Genomic DNA, 17977 nt, shown 5'->3' on the forward strand with positions numbered 1-17977 from the left:
TCATCTCAAGCTGCCGGGCCGGCTGGCGCCAGCTCAGCGGTAGGACACATCGGCGCCATCACCTTCGCCACCCGGCTGGCCGTCCTTGGCCAGGGACAACAGGTCGAAGTCGCCGCCGTCCTGTGCCGGCGAGCGATAGACATAGGGCCGACCCCAGGGATCGGCCGGCACCTGCTTCTGCAGGTAGGGGCCGTTCCAGCGGGCCTCGTCGGCCGGCTTCACGACCAGGGCATTCAGGCCCTGCTCGGTGCTGGGGTAGTGGCCGGTGTCGAGCCGATAGGCATCGAGCGCCTTGCCGAAGCCTTCCACCTGGGCCTTGGCCGTCTGCCGCTCGGACTTGCCCAGTTGCGAGAAGTAGCGTGGCCCGACATAGGCGGCCAGCAGGCCGATGATGACGATGACCACCAGCAGCTCCAGCAGGGTGAAGCCGCGTGCGCCGCGCCTGGACAGGGAGGCGCTGCATGCCGGCTTCTTCGGTTCGAACGTCGACATAGGTCCTTTCAGGGAACGATCTGCAAGCCCCAGCGCGAGCCGGCGCCGCCGAAGAACACGCTCTTGGGAATGTTGATGTAGGAGTACACCGCGATGGTATTGAGCGAGCGCACCGTCTCGCCCTGCGCCACCGCGCCGAAACGCAAGGCTTGCGACGGCCGGGCCGGCCGCAGGCCCATCGTGCCGGACAGGAAATGCGCGTTGACGCCCTTCACGGCCGGCCCCAGGTTGGTGAGCTCGGCACTGATGATGTACTCATAGCCTTGCGCGGTGTAGCGGCCGGTCGGGTTCACCACCACCAGCCGGCAGACATGGATCTGCGGGTCGGTGGTGCCCCCCTGGTAGCTGGCCTGCGGCTGGTTGGTCACCGGCACCGGTGCACCGGACAGGCCCATGTAGTTCGGGTCCAGCGACACCGACTTGCCGGTGATGACGGCGTGGTTCACCACATCGTCCGGCGTGCAGTCGTACTGGCCGGTCACGGTCACCGTCTGGTCCACCGACCAGTTCGCCGGCGTGAACGTCAAGGCCTGCGGCGTCACCTTTCCTTCATACGGGTTGGACGGCGCCACCGGCACCTGCACCGGCGCGGTTGGCGCATTCGCCAGCCGCACGGTGAAGCTCGCCGTGCCGCCCGCCTCGGTGGTCACCAGCGGGCTGGCCGGCGCCGTCACGACGATGCGGCCGGCCGGCGTTGCCGGCGCGATGACCACCGCGCCCGGCGCGTAGGCCCGGCCGATGCCGCGCGCGTCGTAGATCTCGGCGTAGAGGTAGTAGGTGCCGGGCTCCAGGCCGGTGACGTCCCAGACATGCGAGCCGGCGTGGCTGCCGGCCGGCTGCTTGATGCCGTCGACAATGCGGGTGCCGGCATAGCCGCTGTTGCTGCGCGAGTGGTACAGCGCCACCGTGGGGTCGATGTTCGGGTCGTTGCCGAGCCACTGGAGGGTGACCTGCCGGCGCTCCACACCGCCGCTGCTGACCACCTCGGGGGCCACGATGGCGTTTGGCGCGGTCATCTGGATGCTGGGATCGCTGTACGGACCGGTGCTGACATACAGCACCGTCGCCGGCCCCCAGGCACTGGTGGCGCCCTGCGCGTCGATGCTGCGCACGCGCCACCAGTGGGTGGCCTTGTCCTGCAGGGCCACCGGCACCGGCCAGGCCGTGCTGGTGGCCACGCCGTCGATGACGCGGCTGCCCAGCTTGGCATCGCGGTAGACCTCGAACTGGTAGCGCACCGCCTCGCCCTCCGGGTCCTGCACCGCGTTGGCTTCCAGCGTCGGCTGCACGGTGGCGGACCAGGCGCCGTTGCCCGGGTTCTTCACGGTGGGCGCTGGCGGTGCGTCGTTGCGGGCGTTCTGCAGGAAATCGCCGGCCACCCAGGCCGACTCGGCACGCCCGTCCTGCGCCTTCACGCGCCAGTGGTAGTGCTTGTTCTCCAGCAGCTGGCCGACGGTCCACGAGGTGACGGCGCCTGCGCTCTGGATCACTTCGCCCGAGCTGCGCTTGTCGCCCGAATCGAAGGTGTCGGCGGTGTCGAGCTCGAACACGTAGGTGACCAGGTCGCCCTCGGCATCGGCACTGTTGTGCAGTGACAGCGTGACCGTCTCGGCCGCGTTCTGTGCGCCCGCGGCCGGCCCGGCGATCACCGGCGCCGCTGGCGCGGTGTTGCCGGTGTTGACGATGAAGGGGCGCGCCATGCTGGGCGTCTGTGCGCCGTGGCTGTCCTCGGCCACCACCACCCAGTAGTAGGTGCGGTGGTTGAGGAGCGCGGCAGGCACGGTCCAGCTGGTGCTGCCGCCTTCGCCCGGCGGCAGGCGGCTGGCGCTTGCCGCCAGGTCGGTCAGGGCAGCGTCACGGTAGACGGCCACGCTGTACACCAGCGGGTCGCGCTCGGGGTCGACGCTGTGCGTCCAGCTCAGCACCGGCCGCTCGCTCGCCACTTCGGCCTTGGGCGCCGGGCTGGTGAGGTTGAAGCTGCCCGGCGGATCGTTGTAGAGGTTCACGAAGAACCGTGCGGTGGCCCAGGCGCTGTAGGTCTGGGCACCGTCGAAGGCACGCGCCCGCCACCAGTAGGGGGTGTTGTCGTCCAGGTCCTGCGGCAGCGTCCAGGAGGTCGGCATCGCCACCGGCCCGGCCCCCTCGCCAGGGGCGTGCGGCGCCTTGTCGACCAGCGCGCTGGCCACCAGCTGCGTCATCGCCTCGTCCTTGTACAGCTCGAACTGGATCTTGACGGTGGGGTCGCGCGACTGCGTCGAGGCCAGCACGCTGAGTGCCGGGCGCAGCTTGGCGATCTCGGTGCCGGAGGCCGGCGCGGCGATGGCCGGCGTGCCGGGGCCCGGGGGCGGCTCGCTGCTGTTGACCTTGATGCTGGCGGAGCGGCTGGCGCTGAGCTGGCCGTCGGTGGCGGTGTAGACGATCAGGTAGCTGCCGGCGGCGCCCTTCGGGGGTGTCCAGTCGAAGACGGCGCGGGAGAGGCCAGGGGCGGTCGGGTCGATCGCCTGCGGGGTGAAGCTGGCGCCTGCAGGCAGCGGCGCGGCCGAGAGGCTGACCGCCTTGCCATCCGGACTGCTGGCTTCGACCAGGAAGGAGACCTGCTTGCCTTCCTCGACCAGGCGGTCCGGCACGAACTGGACCTGGGGCGGCCGGGCCGTCGCCGGCGGCGCTTCGAATGCAGCCTCGTAGACCCCCGTGGTGTTGACGTCGAAGACGTTCACCCAGTACTCCCACTGCTTGCTCTGTGCATTGCGGGTCTTGGACAGCCAGGCGTTCTCCGGCAGCAGGGCCTTGGCGTCCGAGCGCAGCACCTGGCCCAGTGCCTTCTGGCCCTTGAAGGGATCGGGCAGCCGTGCGTACACGAAGCCATCGGTGGCCGGCATCGACAGCCGGTACCCCCCCTGGCCCCCGGTGCCGCCGGTGAGCTGGGCCACCGCACTGCGATCGGTCACCAGCGTGTCGGTGCTGTCGGACTCGTAGACGCGCAGGAAGTCGCCGTCGCGGGCGAGGAAATCGCGCACCGGGTCCCGCCCGGGCAGGTCCACCCGCACGTCGCGGATCAGGAAATGGGTGTGGGTCGCCTGCATCAGCGAGGTCAACGCGCCGCCCAGCTCGTCGGCATGGCTGAAGCGTGCAGTGAACTCGGTGAACTTGCCGGCCAGCGTGGTTTCCATGTTCCAGCGGCCCATCTTGCTAGAGCCGGCGGCGATGTCGCCAAAGTCGATCAGGAGGCTGTTTTGCGCCGGCATGTCGTCGACATAGCTGCCAGTCAACTTGAAGTTGATCAGCAAGCCTTGTTGATTTTCAACGATTTTCGGCTGGGCGGAGTCTATCCTGAGATGCTTCGCGGCGGCCATGCCCGAGTTTTTCACCCGAACACCGAGCGTGAAAGGTTCGACAGGTTCGATCTCCGCGGTCAGCGGATCGTCGGCATTGACGGCTTCCGGCAGGAAGTAGTCGAGCGTCAGCAGCGGCATCGGCTTGACGGTGATGACGTCGGGCGAGACCTCCAGCACCGTGTCCTCGCTGCCAAAGCGGTACTTCAGCGTCGCGCCGACCAGGTACTTCTTGCCGAGCGGCGAGCTACCCGCCGAGCCGGGCGCCGGGATGATCAGCCAGTTGATGGTGGACGTCGTCTTCGCAGCCACCGAGCCGGTGCCGTCGACGTCCGAGATCTTGTCCTTGGCCGAGACGCGGACGAAGAACTTCGCCGCCAGGTCGTTCGGATTGCTGCTGACGGGCACCGGCGTGCCCAGCTCGTCGGTGATCTTCACCACGACCGAGACGTTCTGGATCGTCTCGCTGTCGGTGGTGTTGTTGATCTTCATCTCCGCGTCGAAGGCCTGCCGCTCCAGCGTCAGCTCTTGCTTGATCTCGATCTTGACTCGTGCGCAGACCGTCTCCTGCGCCTGGACCGGGGCGGCCGCGGCCAGGCCCAGCCACAGCAGGGAGGCAGCAGCCGCACGGGCCCAGCCGTGCCAGCCAGCTCGCAGGTACGGCCACGACGGTCCGCCTTGGTGAGGAGTTGCTCCCATTTCGCCCTTCCCTCCTTGAATCTCGCTTCGCGGTTGCTGACGGCTGCTGGCTTGCGACATGACGTTCATGGCCGGCCCCCCACGCCTGCAGCGGCGGCATCGGATGCGGCCGGGCAGCTGGCCGGGCCGGTGGTGGCGTTCGGGAGGCGCGCCGGATGCTGTGCGTCGGGCACAGTGAGACGCGGCTCGCCGAGGTGGCGGCGCACGGGAGATGGTGTTGACATAGATCGGTGGTGGTCGGCGCTTGGCGATGCCGGCGGCGCAGGGGCCGCGCTAGGCCGGCCGGCCTCGCTGAGCGAACGGTTTGAGCAACTCGATGGCGGCCGGATCGTCGGCGAAATCAAAAGCGGTCGGCCGATCCGGATCGGCCGAAGGTGCCCAGGGGTCCGCCCCGCTCTCCAGCAACATACGGGCATGCGCATGCTGGCCCATCACGATGGCCAGCTGGACCGGCGTGTAGCCGGAATAGGTGAAGCCGTTCACATCGGCATGGGCAGCGATCAGCCGCCGCAAGGCCGGCAGCGTGTCATGACGGTCCCGCGATGCACCGAGCACCGTCTGGCCAATGGGCGTTGACCCCGGCTCCAGGCCGGACCCGAACCGGACATCCGTGCGCCCCATGTTGCGGTAAGACGGATCGGCGCCCCCCAGGACCAGCGCGTCGATCAGCTCGGGCGGCGCATCGAAGTAGGCCACCGAGCACAGCAGCAGGGAAAGCCCGTTCCCGTCAGCGTCGACGCAGAGGTCGTCGACGTAGCCGAGGACCGCCTCCCACCGCCGGTTCTTCACATCGTCCAGAGGCCATTCCTTGCTCATGCTCGTCCTCCGTCCTTCACAGCCGGCAGTATTGCTTGCAGCGCCGGATCTTCTCCCTGGCGACCCGGATTTCCTTCTCATGGTCGGCATCCGCCTTGCCGCCATAGCACACCTGCTTGACCATGCTGCGCAATGCGAGGCAGGCCCTGGCCGCGTTCAGTGCCACGTCTCGTCCAATAGGCGTTTTCATGCCGTCACAGCCCGGAAGATCGCACACCGGGTGATAGAGCGTCTTGCTTCGCATGACCCGGCAGAAGCGCTTCTTGCAAGTCGCCGGATTGGTGAGACAGCGGTACAGCTCGCGGCACACCCGTGGCGACGCCCGGCAGACGAACCTCGCGATCACCGGGATCAGGCGAATGACCACCGTCACCCACTCCCCGGTCGGGTCGGTGAGCATCATCGGGTTGCCGTTGGCGTACAGGAAGAGGTTGGGTCCCCCTTCGAGGCCGATCGGGTCTTCGGTGATGTAGCGGCCCGTCTGCGGATCGTAGTAGCGGCGGAAGTTGTAGTGCAGGCCGGTTTCTTCGTCCTGGTACTGACCCGGCAGCCTCAGGTTCGACTCGATCGTCGGCCGGCCCGGCGCAGCGGCCGGCGTGATCACCGACGCCGCGCCAAAGGCGTCGTAGTGCGCGGCCCATACCACGTTGCCCGCTTTGTCGGTCGCCTGGATTGGCGTCTGCAGGTGATCGTGGTGGTAGTAGGCGACGACCGGCTGGCCATCGCTGCCCAGCGTCTTGACGAACAGCACGCCGGTAGTGAAGTCGCTGTCGGGCTTCGGGCCGTACTGGGTCGTGATGGACGGCGAGCCGGCCACCGCGACGCTGCCGTCCGCCTGCAGCGAGATGGCCTGCACGGCCTCCGCAATCAGGCCTTCGTCGGCATACAGGTAGTAGGTGCGCTTTGCCTGCGCCAGGGCACGCCCCGCCTGGTCGCGGAACTGTTCCTTCCACAGCCGGCGGTCCTGCGGGTCATACCCATAGCGGGCCACGATCTCACCCGAGCCGGTCTTGACTTCCACCAGCCGATTCAAGGCGTCGTAGGCAAACAGCGTCGTGCCGAGTGCACTGGTCTTCTTGACGAGGTTGCCAGCGTCGTCCCAGTCGTAGCAGGTGGTGCCGACATCGGTGCAGGCGCCATCCCCGCGCTTGAGCAGCCGGTTGTTGGCGTCGTAGGTCCAGGCGCCCGGCTGGCTGCCCTGCGCCACCCGGTTGCCGGCGGCGTCCAGGGTGTAGCTCTCGCTCTCCTCGCCCAGCATGCCCGCCTGGGTGGTGGAGCGCACCAGCCTCAGCTCGGTGTCGTAGCCGTAGGCCTGGCTGCGCGTGCTGCTCTTGCCGGCCATCGCGTCGGTGCGCACACGGCTGTCGAGTTCCTGCAGCTTGCCGAAACGGTGCTCCAGCTCCAGCACGCTTTGCTGGGCCGGCGTCTTCACCTTGAGGCCTTCGACATTGAGCAGCCCGTCGTGCACCTTGTTCTGCGTCACGCCGCCGGGCAGGGTGATCTTTTCCGGCACCGTCCACTTGAACTGGTTGACGCTGACGATGCCTTCACCCGGGATGGACACCGACTCCAGCTCGCCATGGCTGCTCCAGCCATACTCGATCACCGTGCCGTCGGGCCAGGTCAGCCGCGTCTTCTTGCCCGCCGGGCTGTACGCCTGCTGGTAGCCCAGCGAATAGGCAGCCCCGTCCGGGGTGGGATAGGCCACCGCCTCGGCGGTCTTGCGGTTCGCGTCGTCGTAGGTCGCCGTGGCGGATGCCGTGCGCGGGGCGCCCGGCCTGGACGTGTCGGTATCGGTCCAGGCGGTGAGGTTGTCGTTGCCGTCCCAAGTCTGGGTGGTCGTGCGCAGCAAGGCGCCATCTGTCGCGTACTGGCGGGTCTCGACCAGCCGGTTGGCCGCGTCGTACTCATGGACATGCCGCACGCCGGAAGCCAGCACCTTCTCGACGAGGTTGCCGGCCCCGTCGTAGGCGGACCGCATCACCTGCCCACCGGGCAGCGTGCGCTTGACCTCCCGATTGTTGCGGTCGTACTCGAAGCGGTAGGCGTTGCCCTTGGCGTCGACGAGCCGGATCAGGTTGCCGCGGACGTCGTAGTAGAACTGCGTCTTGCCCCCAATGGTGTCGCGGGTCTCGGTGCGTTGGCGCAGGGCATCGTAGCTGTGCTCATAGGCATGGCCGCTGGGGTCCGTTTCCTTCGTGACCAGCCCGCGCCGGTCGTAGGCCACGGCGCTGTTGACCGTCTGCGACTCCCGGCTGTTGGCATAGAGCAGCGTCTGGCTTGTGGGCCGCTCATGCTCGTCCAAGCGCAGCTGCTGCGTGTAGGTGGGGTAGGCGACCTCGGTCGGATCCGACAGGCTGCCCAGCTGCCCTGCAGCGCTGCCGTCGGCCACCTGGTAGCCGAACCGCGTCTCGTTGCCCGCCGAGTCGATCTGCCGCGTCATGCGCAGGAAGTTGTCGTAGGCGGTCCGCGTGGTGCGGCCGTCCTCGTCGGTTTCCAGGACCGGCAGGCCCTGGCCGTTGTACTGGGTCTTGGCGGTGCCTCCAACGGCGTTGGTGGTCTGGACGGCGCGGTTCATCGCGTCGTAGCTCGTCTGCACCGCCTTGCCCCGCGCATCGGTCTCGCTGATCCGGTTGCCGACCTTGTCGTAGGCGAAGCTGCGCACCCGGCCCAGGCCGTCGGTCGTGCGAAGCAGCTTGCCGCGCGCATCCACCTCGTAGCGGGTGGCCTTGCCGCGCGGGTCCACGTAGCGCACGAGGTGCCCGGCCCGGTTGTAGGTGTAGCGGCGAACGTGCCCTTCCGGATCCGTTTCCTTCGCTACCTGGCCCAGCGTGTCGTACTCGATCAAGGACACGGCGTCGGCGGTCACCGTGCCGTCCGCCTCCGTGCGTCCCTTGACGGTGACGCGGATCACCTGGCCCAACTCGTTCAGCCCGTATTCAGTGACGCGCTGGGCCGGCGTGCCGGCGGCCTCGGTCTTCTTGAGGAGGTTGCCCTTGCTGTCGTGCTCGTAGAGCGTCTTGACGCCCTCCTCGTCCGTCTCCTCGGTCAGCTCGAGGTGGACGGCTGAATAGCTGCGCTTGATCGAGCTGCGATCGGCGTGGACGATCTCGACCACCTGCTCGAACTCGTTCTTCGTCGTGCGGGTGCTGAAGCCCCGCGCATTGGTGCTGACCTCGGCCCGAGCCCCGGTGTCGTAACGCAACTCTTCGTCGATGCGTCCGTTGACAATGCGCCGCACCAGCTGCCCGGCGCGGTTGTGCGTGACGTCCTCCACCAGCCGGCCGGTCTCCGTCTCCGGCCCCTTCACCTTGCTGATGAACTGCTTGTGGGTGTCATCGAACTCGAAGACGTAGTCGGTCACCGCGCCGTCGGGCGCGGTGTGCCTGCTGATCGAGGTGCCCGCGTAAGCGAAGTTCTCCTGCCGCCCTTCGGCATCGGTGATCCGGGTGAGCTTGTGGTTGGGGTCGTAGGCGTACTGGGTGTCGTGCCCCTGGACGCCGGTCACCTTCACCAGGCGATTGAACTCGTCGTACTGGTACTTGACGCTGCGCGCCGGCAGGTCCAGGGCGTTGTCGGCGCGGGGATAGTCGCGCACCTCGGAGATCAGGCCGCCCTGGTAGTGCAAGGTCAGCAACACATGGCCAGTCGCATCGACGACGCCCCGCAGGATGCCCTCGGTGTCGCGCTGCAGCCAGACAGCGTTGCCATTGCGGTCGCCGTAGGCCACCACCTGGCCTGGGGTGTTGTAGTCGATCCAGTCTCCCGAGCGGTCGACCCACCGGTAGCCCTTCTCGATCACAACGGGCGCCAGCTGGACCTGGCCGCCCTGCAGCGGCGTGGTTCCCGCGGTTGACGGCGTCGCCGGCAAGGCCTTCACCGCCCGCTTCTCGAGCGTGCTACGGTTGTTGAAGGCCATCCGTCCGCCGTCACCGACGTAGAGCTCATTGATCCGCCGCACCGCTTCCATGTCCTGGGCACCGCCCGCTATCCCGGTGCCCATGCACAGCGCAGCGTAGTCCACATTGACCCGCACCAAGGGCGCATAGGTGTCCTGTGACGCCAGCACGTTGTCGCCGATGGTTCGATTGAAGGGCGCCGTCCGCGCGGTCAGCATCGGCTCCCGGTGGGGAATCTGCCCGACGAGAACGGTACCGGTGGAAGGTTGCCAGTCCTCGTCGACCCAGACCCAGCAGCCGGCACTGCCCGGCGAGCCGGAAGCCAGCTTGGGATCACTCGCACTGCCACTTCCAGCCGACCCCGACGACACGTTTGCTCCGCTGTCCGCCGTGGTACTGCCGGTGAGATTGCCCCAGCTGTGGCTCAGGCTCTCCCAATGGGGGTTGAACTTCCATTCGACGCCGTCCCAGGTCCGCAGCCACTTCACCGGGCCTGCTGGCGTCTGCAGCTCCATGTCCTCCACGGTGACGGACACGAAACCGTTGGGCAGCGAGATGTTCGCGCCATTGTCCGACTGCGCCTGCGACGCCTGCGGCATGCACAAAGCGAAGGCTGCGGCGCTGACCGCGGCACTGCGCCGCGCCAGCGCCATGGCGCCGTGGAAGGCGCCGGTGGCGACAGATCCGGTGGTATCTAGGATTCGCATGGTCGTTTTCAGCATCGCCATCGGGTTCAACCGCGTTTGCATGAGTAGTCGCCCTTACCGCCCCCCTTGGGCACGAACACGCACTTCTTGCCGGGCAGGGGAAGTGTGGTGCTGCCGCCGCCGCCACCCCAGCCGCCACCGCCGCCCCAGCCGCCACCACCACCACCACCACCGCCGCCCCCGCCGCCCGGGCAGGAGCTATTGCTGACGGCGAACCACGACATGGAGGAGCCGCAGTTCGAGGTGGCGCCGTTGGCGCACTGGAAGGTGCAGCTCACGCTGAGGCGGCTGCTGTAGCTGTAGCAGCCACCGCCGCTGGCCGTGCCGCTGGTCGCTGCCTGGTCGAGCGGCTGCAGCGCGATGACGCGGTAGGGGATGGTCACGCGCTGCTTCGGCTCAAGCTGCGCCGGCACGTCCACCAAGAACTCGTAGCGGAAGTAGGCGTCGCTCTGCGGCAGCGTCTTCTGCACGTTGTCGGCGCGCACCAGGCCATGGTTGGTCAGGCTCAGCTCGCCGTAGTACACATCGCCCGCGCTCATCTTCGGCAGGTTCACGCTGGCCGGTTGCAACACGACCACCGCGGCCGGCACATCGGTCTCGAAGGTTGCGTTCAGCACGATGTCGTAGCGGTCCTGGATCGTGATCTCGCGAACACTCCACTCCACCGTGATGAGGTTGTAGTCGAGGAACACCGGCTGGTTCACCGTGATGCCTGGCTTGACCAGCAGCCGGCCGCCCACCTCCTGGTGGTTGGCGGCGTGGGCGCGGAACTTGTACCGGCCGGCCGGCAGGTTCTGGAACAGGGCCTCGCCCAGGCTGTCGGTCACCAGCTCCTGCGTCACCGAGGCCACGTCCTCGTTCTGCACCGTGATGCGGGCGTTGGCCAGGCCCTGGATCAGCTTGCCCTGCTTGTCGACCGTGGCGGTGTAGATGTCAGAGGCCTTGAACAACACATGGCCCTGCCCGCTCTGCGTCACGCTGGCGAACACGTTCATGGCCTGTGCCGGGACGTTGTCGCCCTGCACCTGCAGCTTGAACTCGTAGACGGCTTCGGCGGTGTCGGCCGGCGGTGTGAACGAAAGATCGATCACCCGTTTGGCCCCTACCGCCAGCGAGCCGTTCGCACTGCTGACGATGGCGGCCCAGGCCGGCGCCGGGCTGCCATCGGCCTTGGTCAGGCTGAAGCGCAGGTTCAACGCATCCTGCAGGCCCTTGTTCTGCACCGTCACGCTCTCGATCTCGCTGCTGCCCCGCGCCAGGCCCGTCTCGACGAAGCTCGGCGTGTTGGTCAGGTAGGGCTTGGCCTCCGACAAGACATAGTCGACCTTCACCACGGCGATCGGGCTGCCAGGATGCTCGTCGCTCACCACGTTCAGGATGAGGCTGCCCGACGGCTGCGCCTCGTTGTTCGCGGTGAATTTCACCGGCACGTTGAGCGTCTGCCGCTCCGCCAGGCTCACCGGCGCCGGCAGCTCGACGGTCACGCCCTCGGGCAGGCGGCCGGTCGGCTGTGCGGCGGCGTCGAGCACAAAGCGCAGCCCCGTCGCCGCGGTGCCCGCCCCCGCCTTCGCCGTGAACGGAATGCTGAACGTGTAGTTGCGCGGAATGTCCAGCTTGTACGGCGTCGGCCCCACCGTCACGCGGTTGATGGTGAACGCCTTCTGCTCCGGCCGGTCGGTGATGTCCGGGTGCACCGCCGACACCTTGTACAGGCCGGCGTCGGTCACGGTCGGCTTGAAGGTGTAGGTGAAGCTGCCGGTCGCATCGGTCAGCACGCTGAACACCCGCTCGAAGCCCTGCTGGTTCAGCACCAGCTTGAGCCGGGTGTTGGGCAGCGGCTGGTTGCTGCGGCGGTCCAGTGCACGGCCGGTGATCAGCACGTCCTCGTCGCCGAACGAGTTCAGCGGTGCCACCTGCGTCACCTCGCCGACATAGGCGGTGTCCACCAGCGATACCGTCTTCTCCGAGCCACGGCCGGCAATGCGGATCTCGTCCGCCTCGCCGCTGTGGTAGCGCAACGTGTCGACCTCCAGCTTCACGCGGATGCTGTTCGGGCTGGACGCCGGCACGTTCAACTCGAACACGTCGGAGACGTAGTTGGCACCCGCCGGAATGCGCGCCACGGTCAGGCCGTTGGTCAGCGTCACCACATTGGCGCCCAGCACCTGCCGGTAGGACTGCACCGCCAGCACGTTGTTGTCACCGTCCAGGATCTTGAAGCGCAGCTCGGTGGACTCGCCCTTGCCGTTCTGGGTGGCGGTGAGCAGCTCGACATCCACCTCACTGGTGTTCTCGATCGTCAGCTTGACCTTGCCGCTGCCGCCGCGAGTGAACTCGTCGGTGGCCATGCCGACCACCAGCGCGCTGTCGGTGGCCTCCAGCGTCTCGCTGCGGGTGATCTTCACCAGCTCGCCTTCGGCCGGCTCGATCTCCACGCCGAGCTGCGCCGGCACCCGCGACGGCAGCTCGGTGTAGCCACCGACGATCACCGGCACCAGCAGGGTCTGGTTCGGCGCCAGGCTGACGGTGGCCGACTTGTGGTCCTTGAACTGCGTCGCCTCGCGGTCCACCGGCAGGCGCACCACCGCCCGCACGCCGTCGAGCGTGGCCGCAGAGGTGTTGGTGACCTGCACCTGCAGCTTGTTCATCACGCCCCGCTTGAGCGGCAGGCCGGCCGCGATCTGCGTGTTGAGGCTGGGCATCAGCACGCTGCGCGGCAGTTCCACGCCATTGGCATCCACCGTGGCCACCGTGTAGCGGCGCTCGCCGCTGGTGTAGCCGGTGTCCGTCAGGCTCAGTGCGCTCACGGTGCCGGGGGTCAGCAGGGTCCGCGCACCGTCCGGGCCGACATAGACCTTGTAGCCCGCCACGTTGCCGTTGGGCGCGCTCCAGCGGATCACCGGCAGCTCCTTGCCGAGCTGCTCCACCCGCAGGTCGCGCACCGGCAGCAGGCTGGCGTTCAGGTAGGTCGAATTGGACGGCGCCGATTCGTTGCCGGCCGCATCCACCGCGGTCACCACGTAGGCGCCCTGCGTGGGCGACGGGGACGCGTCCAGCGCCGCCGTCTGCCGGATGCCGCTCTTGAGCGGCGTGAGGCCATCGATGCTGCCAATGGAGGTGCCCGAAGCGCGGTACAGCCGGTAGCTGTCCACCGTGCTCGCCAGCGGCGCCTGCCAGGTGGCGACGATGCCCTGGCCGGTCAGGCGCAGGCTCAGGTTCTGCGGCGCACCCGGCGCATTGGCGCTGCTCTGCACCTCCACCGGTGCGCTCTGGCCCGAGACCGCCTCCTGCCCGTTCACCATGCGCACCGAGGCGATGGCATAGCGGTAGCTGCCGTCGCGCGGCGTCTGGTCCACATGGCTGGTGCCGCCTGCGCGCACCAGGGGCTGCAGGCCGTCCTCGCCCGGCGCCTGGCGATACAGCTGGTAGGCCTGCGCCTCGTCCACCGCCTGCCAGTCCAGCCGCACCTTGCCGCCAGGCTGGGCCTTGGCGGTGAAGCCGAGCGGCACGTTGGCCGGCGGCAGCTCGCCCTGGTAGACCTGGAAGCGGTTGAAGGCCAGCACCTTGGTGGAGATGTTGTCCAGCTCGTCGATGGCCTGCACCGAGAAGCTCAGCGTCTCGGGCCCGCCCAGCCCGGCGTCGCTCGGCAGCGTGAAGCTGCCGCGCCAGGTGGTCGCATTCACCGCGCTCAGGCTGTCGATGGCCACCGGCTGGCGCACCGGCCCGGACAGCAGGTAGCGCAGCTGCGGCGTCGCACCCGGCTTGGGCGGCTTGCTGAAGGTGAAGGTGGCGACCACGGCCGCGCCGCGGTCCACCTTGATGGGTGCGCTGGGGGTCAGCTGGATGTTGGACAGGGCCGGACCTTCGGTGTCGATGCGCAGCGTGCCGCCGGCGTCGATGTCGGTACCGCGGTTGCCCACCAGGTCGCGCGCCGAGAACAGCACGCTGGCCAGGCCGGAGGCGGTGCCGGCGTCCACCAGGAAGCTGCCGGCGTAGGAGGTGTCGCCGGTCTTGCTCAGCTCCACCGGGATGGGCACCCCCCCTTGCGGCACGATGGACAGGTAGGGCGGCGCCTGCAGCGCCTCGCTCACCGTGGCCACCAGGTTGACCCGGCCCTGGCCGATGCGGCCGCTGGCGGCATCCACCTTGCCGAGCGGCGTGTAGGCGATGGACAAGGCCTTCGGCAAGGTGCTGTCCGACAACGCCTGCACCGGGTTGGACGGCTCCGACGGCGTGCCGGCCGCATTCACCGCCACGACGCGGTAGTGCCAGGTGCCGTCCTGGGTCGGCAGGTCGTCCAGCGTGGTGCCGGCCAACCGGCTGCCGTTGACCTTGACCGCTTCGCCAATCACGCTGAACGGGCTGGACGAGCGGTAGACGTCGTAGCCGACCGCGTTCGGGTCGGTCGCGCGTTGCCAGCTCAGGCGCACCTTGCCACCCGCCTGCGCGGCGGCGCTCAGCGTGCCGGGGCTGCCCGGCACGGTGACGTCAAGAGTCACGCTGACCGCAGCAGACAGTGCGCTGGTGCCGTGCGTGTCGGTGGCACTCGCCTGCAGGCGGTTGCTGCCGGGCAACAGCGTCAAGCCGGCGCTGAAGCGGCCGTCGCTGGTGGCCTGCACGCTGGCGGCGGGCTGGCCGTTCTGCAGCACCTGCACAGTCGTGCCGGCCGGCGCCCGCCCGGCCACCACCAGCGCCGCAGTGCGAGTGACGAAGCCGTCGCTCGGCTGGGTGAAGGCCGGCGCCTCGGGAGCCGCATGCGCCACGGTGACGTTCCAGCTCACCAGCGTCAGGTTGCCAAGCGAGTCGGTGGCACGCAGCGCCAGGCTGTGCGGGCCGTTGGCCACGCTGTCCAGCGAGAGCGCGGCCGTGTAGCTGCCGCTGCCGGTGGCAGTGGCCACCACCACGCCGTCCAGCAGCAGCTCGATGCGCGAGATGCCGCTGCGGTCGCTGGCGTTGAAGGTCAGGCTGCCGCCACGTGCCAGGGTGGCGCCGTTGGCGAGCGGGCTGCCGCCCAGGCTCACGGTGGCCAGCTGCGGCCCCTCGGTATCCGGGGCGGGCGGCGTGCGCGAGAGCATGACCGTGCTGGTGGCTTCGCTGACGCGCCCGGCGGCGTCGGTGGCCACGGCCCGGATGGTGTGCGGGCCGTCGCTCAGGGCCTGGTTGTCCCAGGCCTGGGTATACGGTGCGGAGCTGCGGCTGCCGAGCAGCTTGCCGTCCACATGGAAGTCCACCCGGCTGATGCCGGAGGCGTCCGCCACGCTCGCCTCGAGCGTGATCGGCTGGGCCACCACGCTGCCGTCGGCCGGCGTGGTGAGCGAAACGGCAGGCGGCTGGGTGTCAACCAGCACGCCGCCAGCCAGCACCGCGGTGGCCACGGTACCGGTGGCATTGCGGAACTGCACGCTGATGGCCTTGCGGCCATCGCCTTCGGAGACGGTGTACGGCACCGTCAGGCGGCCGTTGTCCAGCGGCTGAAAGGCGACGCCGGCAAAGCCGCTGCCTTCGGCAACGCGGTACTCGGTGGCGTTCACGCACGACAGGTCGAGCAGCACGCTGCGCTGCTCGAAGTAGGGCGCCGGCGCCGCCAGCAACACGCTGGGGTTCAGCAGCGGCGCCGAGGCGAGCCAGTTGCCATAGCCCACACCGGCGGACACCGCATCGCCCTGCCCTTGCGGGTTGCCTGTCGCGTCGCGCGGCCCGCTGTCGTGGCCCCACCAGTTGCCGGTGGCGGTGATGGGACGGGCCGGGTCCTTGTTGTCGATGGCCAGCCGGGTGTTGCCCGAGAACTGCGTGCTGGAGATGCTGGGGACGCTGCCGCCCAGGGCCTCCAGGCCGGTGCCGTTGCGCAGGAAGCTGGAGCCGGTGATGGCCGGTGAGGCCAGGTCAAGCAGCCGCAGGCCGACCGTGTTGTCGGTGAATTGCAGGTACTGCAGCTCCGGGTTGTAGCCGCGCACTGCCAGGCCGGCGCCATCCGTACCACCGGCAAAGCGCAGGCTCACGCCCTTCAGGGCGGGGGTCTGCACGGCGGCCGATTTTTCCAGTCGAAGGCCGCGCCAGTCGCCCGCGGCAGGGCTTTGCGGCAGCGGCAGCGCCGGGCCACCGGTGCGGTCGTCCTTCTGGCTGGTGAGCGTGACGGCGGCGCCGGTGGCCAGCTTGTCGCGCACCACCAGGCGGGCATCGCTGCCGAACTTGACGACCACGCCCTCTTCCAGCGTCAGCTCGGCCGCCACGGCGCCGAGGGACAGCAGCGCGGCGATCGCCAGCGACGCCCGGCCGAGTCCACGGCCCAGTGGCCCGAGCACCCGAAGGCGCGCACGCCTGCGCTCGTTCGCGTTGCCGTGCGCGCCGCTGGAGCGCGCCGCGGCCTGCCTGCTGACCTCGGTAGTCGTCATGGTGATCGCTGTTGTGTTGCTGCCCGCCCCGCGGTCCCTGCTGCTAACGGATGCCCTGCTGCCGCATCAGCCCTGGAAGCCGGCCGCGCGCAGCGCGCCGTAGGGCACGCTGTAGGACTTGCCGCTCGCGGTGATGAGCCGGGCGGTGGTCTCGCCGGTCAGGGACACGGTCACTTCCACCTTCTCGACCGCCTCGTTCTGCGCCAGGTGCGAAAGGCTGTGGCCCTCGGCCACCACCACCGTGTAGGTGGCCGTGGCCTGCAGGGTGCTGGGGCCTTGCGGCAGCGTGACCGACACCGAGGCGGTGCCCGACGCCGTGCTGCCGGCAATGGCCGGGCTCAGCACCTCGGTGGTGTTGCCGTAGGCCGGCACCACCCGCAGCAGCACGGTGTTGCCCACCGGCACGTTGATGGTCTGGAACTGCACTTCCACCGGCCCGGTGGTGGTGGCCGGCAAGGTCACGTCGGCATTGCCGGTGGGGTTGGCGGGCACGGTCTGGCCGGCGATGGAGGCGATGCGCAGGCTGGGCGCCTCGGCAATGAAGACCGGGCCCGGGGTGTCGCCGACATAGGCGGGCTCCGAGCTGCCGTTGAAGGTGATGGCCTCGCCTTCGATGCGGATGCGGCCGGGCGAGCCACCCTGCTCGCCGTAGTTGCCCTGCCAGCCGCAGCCCTGGCGACGCTGGTTGCTGACGTTCAGGCAGCCACCGTTGGCGTACAGCTTGCCGTTGCCAGTGACCGTGGTAGCCACCAGCCGCACCGCACCGCCGGAGCCGCCCGCGCCATAGCCGCCGGCGTTGGCACCGGCCACGCCGCCCGCGTCGCCGCCGGTGGCGTCGATCGAACCAGTGATGCGCAGCGTGCCGGAGGACGCGATCAGCAGGGCACCGCCGCCGCCACCGCCGCCCGAGCCGGGGAAGGAGGAACCGCCGCGGCCACCGCCACCGCCCGAGCCGCCGATCAACGGCTGCAGCAGGGCAGAGCCGTAGGCCTTGGACAGCGGCGGCATGATGTTGCCGCAGTACGCCTGGTTCGAACGCGACGAATAGGTGTCGGCCGCATAGGCGCCGCCCGAGCCGATGTACTTGTGGTAGCGGCTGATGTTGCAGCCGTCGGCGCCTTCGATGCCGCCCACCCCGCCGCCGGGGCCCAGGCCGCCGCCGGCGCGGACCACTTCTGGCCGCTGGGCCGCGTCTTCACGCCCACCGCGGCCGCCGTCGAAGCCGCCGGGGCCACCCTGGCCCGGCAGGGCGTCGTCGCCCAGCACGCCGTCGCCATAAGTGCCGGTGGCGGTGCTGTCGCCGCCGCGGACGTCAATGGCGCCGGCGATCGTCACATCGCCGCTGGCCAGGATATAGACCGGCGTGTTGGCCTGGTTGCGCTTGAACTTCACCGTGACGCCCGCCGGGATGTTGACGCTCGTGTAGTTCAGGATGCCCGATGGCGGCAACTGCACCTCGGTGTTGACCACCGGGTTGAAGGCGCCGTCGGCACCGGTGCTGCCGCTGTTGAAGGCGGCCTGCGCGCCACCGGCGCACAGCATGGCGATGAGGGCCGCGACCGACGCACCGAGTTTCGGAGTCGGCGTGAGCTTGCGAATAGGCTGGTTCATGGTGTGACTCCTCGAACGAAGGAAGCGAA

General features: G+C 69.0%; 6 protein-coding genes. All 6 read right to left on the bottom strand.

Annotation, left to right across the window (positions count from 1 at the left end; all coding sequences use genetic code 11):
• Positions 1-33 precede the first annotated feature (33 nt).
• Positions 34-492 carry a type II secretion system major pseudopilin GspG gene (gene gspG, locus N7L95_RS24560; protein WP_301260256.1) on the bottom strand — a complete coding sequence of 153 codons (459 nt, stop codon included), beginning with the start codon at positions 490-492 and terminating at the stop codon, positions 34-36.
• A gap of 8 nt (positions 493-500) precedes the next feature.
• Positions 501-4523, bottom strand: coding sequence for a hypothetical protein (locus N7L95_RS24565; protein ID WP_301260257.1), 4023 nt, complete (start codon positions 4521-4523; stop codon positions 501-503).
• Between the two features lie 273 nt (positions 4524-4796).
• Positions 4797-5339 (bottom strand): ankyrin repeat domain-containing protein, encoded by a 543-nt coding sequence (locus N7L95_RS24570; protein WP_301260258.1) that lies wholly within the window; start codon positions 5337-5339, stop codon positions 4797-4799.
• Between the two features lie 16 nt (positions 5340-5355).
• A complete protein-coding gene (locus N7L95_RS24575) occupies positions 5356-9945 on the bottom strand; it encodes an RHS repeat domain-containing protein (protein WP_301260259.1) in 4590 nt (1529 codons plus the stop codon).
• Positions 9946-9971: 26 nt separating this feature from the next.
• Complete coding sequence (locus N7L95_RS24580) at positions 9972-16337, bottom strand: Ig-like domain-containing protein (protein ID WP_301260260.1); 6366 nt, start codon at positions 16335-16337, stop codon at positions 9972-9974.
• A 66-nt stretch (positions 16338-16403) separates the two neighbouring features.
• A complete protein-coding gene (locus tag N7L95_RS24585; RefSeq protein WP_301260261.1) occupies positions 16404-17948 on the bottom strand; it encodes a hypothetical protein in 1545 nt (514 codons plus the stop codon).
• Between the last annotated feature and the right edge of the window lie 29 nt (positions 17949-17977).

The organism is Eleftheria terrae (genome assembly GCF_030419005.1).
Taxonomy (GTDB): domain Bacteria; phylum Pseudomonadota; class Gammaproteobacteria; order Burkholderiales; family Burkholderiaceae_C; genus Caldimonas; species Caldimonas terrae.

Bases quoted from the DNA above. Each gene is read 5' to 3' on its own strand.
- gspG (WP_301260256.1), bottom strand. From the start codon at position 492: ATGTCGACGTTCGAACCGAAGAAGCCGGCATGCAGCGCCTCCCTGTCC.
- N7L95_RS24565 (WP_301260257.1), bottom strand. From the start codon at position 4,523: ATGGGAGCAACTCCTCACCAAGGCGGACCGTCGTGGCCGTACCTGCGA.
- N7L95_RS24570 (WP_301260258.1), bottom strand. From the start codon at position 5,339: ATGAGCAAGGAATGGCCTCTGGACGATGTGAAGAACCGGCGGTGGGAG.
- N7L95_RS24575 (WP_301260259.1), bottom strand. From the start codon at position 9,945: ATGCGAATCCTAGATACCACCGGATCTGTCGCCACCGGCGCCTTCCAC.
- N7L95_RS24580 (WP_301260260.1), bottom strand. From the start codon at position 16,337: ATGACGACTACCGAGGTCAGCAGGCAGGCCGCGGCGCGCTCCAGCGGC.
- N7L95_RS24585 (WP_301260261.1), bottom strand. From the start codon at position 17,948: ATGAACCAGCCTATTCGCAAGCTCACGCCGACTCCGAAACTCGGTGCG.